The 5,815-nt window shown below is 67.0% G+C and carries 3 protein-coding genes; 2 read left to right on the top strand and 1 reads right to left on the bottom strand.

Going from position 1 to position 5,815, the window contains the following annotated elements:
* Positions 1-262 precede the first annotated feature (262 nt).
* Positions 263-937, bottom strand: coding sequence for a hypothetical protein (locus tag CM1CMNOD_RS15560; RefSeq protein ID WP_013874552.1), 675 nt, complete (start codon positions 935-937; stop codon positions 263-265).
* Between the two features lie 275 nt (positions 938-1,212).
* Here CM1CMNOD_RS15560 and CM1CMNOD_RS15555 point away from each other — a divergent pair, with 275 nt between their 5' ends.
* Together CM1CMNOD_RS15555 and dnaE are read left to right on the top strand one after the other, a co-directional pair.
* Positions 1,213-1,539, top strand: coding sequence for a hypothetical protein (locus CM1CMNOD_RS15555; RefSeq protein WP_013874551.1), 327 nt, complete (start codon positions 1,213-1,215; stop codon positions 1,537-1,539).
* A 376-nt stretch (positions 1,540-1,915) separates the two neighbouring features.
* Positions 1,916-5,479: a DNA polymerase III subunit alpha gene (gene dnaE, locus CM1CMNOD_RS15550; RefSeq protein WP_013874550.1), complete on the top strand. Its 3,564-nt coding sequence runs from the start codon at positions 1,916-1,918 to the stop codon at positions 5,477-5,479.
* Positions 5,480-5,815 lie beyond the last annotated feature (336 nt).

Genomic DNA, 5,815 nt, shown 5'->3' with positions numbered 1-5,815 from the left:
GTGCGGACGGGGCGGCGTGGCGGACACGTTCGTTGCCGCCCCTGCTGGCCGTGGCCGGGCCATCAGGCCACCGGGCCCGCGTCACCGGACCGTTTCGTGGCCGGCGCCGGACCTCCTGCCGGCGACGGCCGCGAAACCGCGGAGCGGGAGAACCAGGCAGCAAAAGCGGTAAGAACGGTGTGAGCCGCAAAAGTGGCGAAAAGGTGGGACTGTGCTGTCCGGTCGTTCGTGTGAGGGCCGTCCGGCCGCTTGCGCAAAGCATTCATGCCAGGCAACGGAATTTCTGCGGGTCGTAGCCGCCGCGCTCGATGCCGACGTGGAGGTTGCCCAGCGAGAGGCCGGTCGACCGCAGGCTCGTCGCCTCGACGCCGGCGCCGACCAGTACGACCCGGCCGGCATCCAGCCGGATGGAGGCGAGCGGAGCGCCGCCGGCGGCGTCGATGACGACTCCGTGGAAATCGATCGATTCCACGCAGATCCGGGACGCGCCGAGCGTGAGGTCGGTCACCTTCGTTCGTCCGGGGGCGTTGATCCGTAGTTTCCAGGTACCCAGCCCGCCGGGCAGTTCGAAGGCCTTCTCCAGGACCAGCCCGTCGATCAGCGCCTGTTTCATGCGGATTTCGCCCGCCGGCAGCTGGCCGCCGTCCGGGGACGAGTTCTCGTCGATGCTGGGCACCAGCGTGAAGCTGCCCGGCCGTGCCGGCTCGCCGGTGTCGATCGAGGCGCCGGCGACGCCGAAGGAGCCGACGTTGCCGAGCGCGAACGGGAGGGCCGCGCTCCCCGACAGGACGACGACGACCATCGCCAGCAGCAGCGTGAACGCCACTCCGCCCACCGCCAGCAGTCGACTTCGGCTGATCATTGTGTACGGCTGATCATTGTGTACCTCGTCCGTGCGCGGGGGTGTGCTCCCGTCGAGGTTGGTCGACCGGCACATCCGCCGCCCCCCTGACGCTCACCGGCTGAGAATTCCACCGTTCCTGCGCAAGTGTCAATGAATCGGATGATTCGACCCACGGGTTTGCCGTGGCCTACCGGGTGGGCATCCGCCGGGTGGGCATCCAGCGGATGGAGATCTGGCAGGCGGAGATCTGACGGGTGGATGTGGAGATCTACCGGGCGGGCATTGGCGACGCATCGCCGTAGAGGCATCACGCCATGGCGTATGCTCCACAGCAAACGTGCCGTCCGGATCTGCGGAGGAGTGGCACCATGACAGCTGTGGCGGTAAAGCACGACCCGGTTTCCCACGGGCCGTCCGGCAGGCCGGCCGGCAGGCCGCTGGACATCGCCGGCCTGGCCGGCTGGCCGCTGCCGGTCGGCCGGATCGACTTCGACGAGGGCCTGGCCTTCCCGCGGGCTGTCGAGCCCGGTGGCTACACCGTCTGGATCATCGATCCGCAGGTTTCGTCGGTGACCGTCCACCGGCTCGGCCATCACGGCGTCCACGAGGTCGTCGACACCATCCGCGGCGACGACCGCCGCGAGCTCACCGAGCCCTTCCCCGTCACCGTGCGCCCCGCCGATCTGTTGCTCTGAGCGGCCGCGCCGGCCCGAGCGGCGCACCCACGATCACGGGGTCGGGCTCCGGGCCCGGCCGGCTGGGCGGCCGTACGGTCCTTCCGCTGTCGACGGCCTGGCCGTCCGGAGCGCACACGGATGCTCGTAGCTGCCCGTGATTGGCCGAGAACGGTGTGGCTGGTTTCCAGCGCCAATTCTTCGATCTTCCGGCGTCTGGTGGGCGGGTCATGGCAATACGTAGGATCAGCGTTCTGATTTGCGATTGTTGATCGAATTGTGATAATGAGAGCGGCTGTCCGACGCGCCTGCTCGACGTGCGACACGGGGAGGCCTCGGGCGGAGGCGCCCAGGCGTTAAGGTCTTCGTCGAGGCCGTATGGTGCGAAAGGGGACCAATGTCCAAGGGTGATTCCTTCGTCCACCTGCACGTGCACACCGAGTACTCGATGTTGGACGGTGCGGCGAAGGTCGGCCTGCTGTTCGCCGAAGCGGCCCGCCTGGGCATGCCCGCGGTGGGGATGACCGACCACGGCAACATGTTCGGTTCCTACGAGTTCCACCAGGCCGCGAAGAAGGCCGGCGTCAAACCGATCATCGGTATAGAAGCCTATGTCGCGCCGGAGGCCCGGCACCACAAGAAACCCGTCTTCTGGGGTGACGGCGGGCAGCGCGACGCCGATCCGGACGGCGAGGGCGGCGACGTCTCCGGGGGTGGTGCCTACACCCACATGACAATGCTGGCGGCCAACTCGAAGGGGCTGCGCAATCTTTTCCGGCTGAGCAGCATCGCCTCGCTCGACGGCTATTACCGCAAACCCCGGATGGACCAGGAGCTGATCGCCGAGCATGCCGAGGGCATCATCGCCACGACCGGCTGTCCGTCCGGCGTGGTGCAGACCCGGCTGCGGCTGAACCAGTTCGACAGGGCGGTGGAGGCCGCGGCCACCTACCGGGACATCTTCGGCCCGGAGAACTATTTCCTGGAACTGATGGACCATGGGCTCGCGATCGAGCGGAAGGTCCGCGACGGGCTGCTCGACATCGCCCGCCGGCTCGATCTGCGGCCGTTGGCCACGAACGACAGCCACTATGTCACCAAGGACCAGGCCGACTCGCACAGCGCGTTGTTGTGCGTCGGCACCGGGAAGCGGCTCGACGACCCGAAGCGGTTCAGGTTCGACGGCGACGGCTACTACCTGAAAAGCCCCGAGGAAATGCGCGACATGTGGGACGGGCAGGTTCCCGGCGCGTGCGACAGCTCACTGCTGATCGCCGAACGGGTCCAGCCGTACGACGACGTCTTCGCGTATGTCGACCGGATGCCGCGGTTCCCCGTCCCGGAGGGGGAGGACCAGCTTTCGTGGCTGCGTAAGGAGGTGGCCCGCGGCGTCGAGCACCGGTTCGGCGCGAATCCACCACAGGAGGTTCTCGACCGGGTCGAGTACGAGATCGGCGTCATCGCCAACATGGGCTTCCCGGCCTACTTCCTCGTTGTCGCCGACATCTGCCGGTACGCCCGGGAGAAGGGCATCCGGGTCGGCCCGGGGCGTGGTTCGGCGACCGGGTCGATGGTCTCCTATGTCCTCGGTGTCACCGAACTCGACCCGATCGAGCACCGGCTGATCTTCGAGCGGTTCCTCAACCCCGAACGCATCACCCCGCCGGACATCGACCTCGACTTCGACGAACGTCGCCGCGGTGACATGATCCGTTATGTCACCGAGCGGTACGGCGAGGACCGGGTGTGCCAGATCCTCACCTTCGGCACGATCAAGGCGAAGGCTGCGATCAAGGACTCCTGTCGGGTACTGGGCTACCCGTACGCCCTCGGCGACAAAATCACCAAGGCGATGCCCCCGGACGTGTTCGGCAAGGGCATTCCGCTGTCCGGCATTCTCGACCCCGCGCACGAGCGGTACAGCGAGGCCGCCGAGGTGCGCGGCCTCTACGAGAGCGACCAGGACGTCCGTAAAATCGTTGACACCGCGCGTGGGCTGGAGGGCCTCACCCGCGGCACGGGGGTGCACGCGGCCGGGGTGATCCTCTGCTCCGAACCGCTGCTGGACGTCCTGCCGATCCACCGGCGGGACGCCGACGGCGCCATCATCACGGGTTTCCCGTTCCCGCAGTGCGAGGACATGGGCCTGCTGAAGATGGACTTCCTCGGCCTGCGGAACCTCACCGTCATCGACGACGCGATCATCAACGTACGGAAGAACCGCGGCATCGACATCGACCTGCAGAAGCTCCCACTGGCGGACACCCCGACCTTCCAACTGATGGCCCGCGGGGACACCCTCGGCGTCTTCCAGCTCGACGGCGGCCCCATGCGCAGCCTGCTGCGGCTGATGGCCCCGACGAAGTTCGAGGACATCGCCGCCGTTCTCGCGCTGTACCGGCCGGGGCCGATGGCGGCCAACTCCCACATCGAGTACGCCGACCGCAAGAACGGCCGCAAGCCCGTCACCCCGATCCACACCGAGCTGAAGGATCGACTGGAGGACATTCTCGGCGAGACCTACCACCTGGTGGTCTACCAGGAGCAGGTCATGACCATCGCGCGGGAGCTCGCCGGCTACACCCTGGGCAGGGCCGACCTGCTGCGCCGCGCCATGGGCAAGAAGAAGAAGGAGGTCCTGGACGCCAACCACGCGGAGTTCATGGCCGGCATGGCGGAGAACAGCTATTCCACCGAGGCCGCCCAGGCGTTGTGGGACGTGCTGGTCCCCTTCTCCGGATACGGGTTCAACAAGTCCCACACGGCCGGTTATGGCGTCGTCTCGTTCTGGACCGCCTATCTGAAGGCGAACTTCCCGGCCGAGTACATGGCAGCGCTGCTGACCTCGGTCGGGGACGACAAGGACAAGATGGCGGTATATCTCGCCGAATGCCGCAAGATGGGCATCCGGGTGCTGCCGCCCGACGTGAACGAGTCGACGCTCTACTTCACCCCGGTCGACGACGACATCCGTTTCGGTCTCGGCGCGATCCGTAACGTGGGAGCGAACGTCGTCGCCTCGATCGCCGCCTCCCGGGAACGGAAGGGCGACTACGCGTCGTTCCCGGACTTCCTGGAGAAGGTCGAGATCGCGGTCTGCAACAAGCGCGTCGTCGACTCCCTGATCAAAGCGGGTGCGTTCGACTCCCTCGGGCACAACCGCCGCGCCCTGTCGCAGGTCCACGAATCCGCGATCGACGCCGTCATCGGCACGAAACGCAACGAGGCGTTCGGCCAGTTCGACCTTTTCGGCGGCGGTGGTGATGACGAGCCGGACGAGTCGATGAAAATCGGCCTCGGGCTGGATCTCAGCGCCACCGAGTGGCCGCGCTCGGAACTTCTCGCGCAGGAACGCGAAATGCTCGGCCTGTACGTCTCCAGCCATCCGCTGGAAGGCACCCAGCGGATTCTGGACCGTAACCGGGACACCCGGATCATCGACCTTCTCGACAGCGGCCGCAGCGAGGGCGAGGTACAGATCGCCGGTGTGATCGCGAAAATCGACCGGCGGGTCAACAAGAACAACGGCAACCTCTGGGCCATCGTCACCGTCGAGGACCTGGACGCGTCGGTCGAGGTTCTTTTCTTCCCGAAGAGCTACGAGGTGTATTCCGAACAGCTTATACCCGACGCGGTGGTCTCCGTCCGCGGACGTATCAACGAACGCGACGGCTCCATCAGCATCTTCGCCCACGATCTGACCACTCTCGACGTGAGCGTGAATCCGGACGCCGGACCGCCGGTGCTGATTTCCCTGCCCACGCACAAGGTGACCCCGAGCCTCGTCGACGAGCTGCGCCTGATCCTGTCCACCCATCCCGGGAACACCCCGGTGCACATCCGGCTGGAAAGCCCCCGCCGCAGCAATCTCCTGCTGCGTCTGGGGCCGGAGGTCGACGCGTCCTCCGCGTTCTGGGGTGACCTGAAAAGCCTGCTCGGCACGAAGGCCGTCGCCTCCTGACCAACCCGGCCGTCCGCTCCCTCGATGTTGTCTCCCGTGATCGGACGTCGCCACGTGAAAGGGCCCCGGTGCCGCGACCGGATATTCGGTGCGGCCCGGGGCCCCGTCACGTGACGACATGGGATACGGCCGTTGGGAAACAGCCCCTGCGGATCCGGTCAGGAGGAGAAGAACAGCTTGGCGAAGCCGTGGTGGCCGTGACCGCTATGGCCGTGATGGCCGTGATGGCCGTGCCCGCCGTGGTGACCCCCGTGCGGTGCGCCCCATGCGGGCTGCGTGTACTGCGCGGGCTGTGCGTACTGCGGCGGTGGCGGCGGGGGTGGCGGGGGCTGGTTG

Origin of the sequence: Protofrankia symbiont of Coriaria myrtifolia (genome assembly GCF_900634755.1) — a bacterium.
In the GTDB taxonomy this organism is placed as follows: Bacteria; Actinomycetota; Actinomycetes; order Frankiales; family Frankiaceae; genus Protofrankia; species Protofrankia coriariae.
The sequence above is the reverse complement of the archived record's forward strand: the minus strand, read 5'-3'. Positions and strand labels throughout refer to the sequence as shown.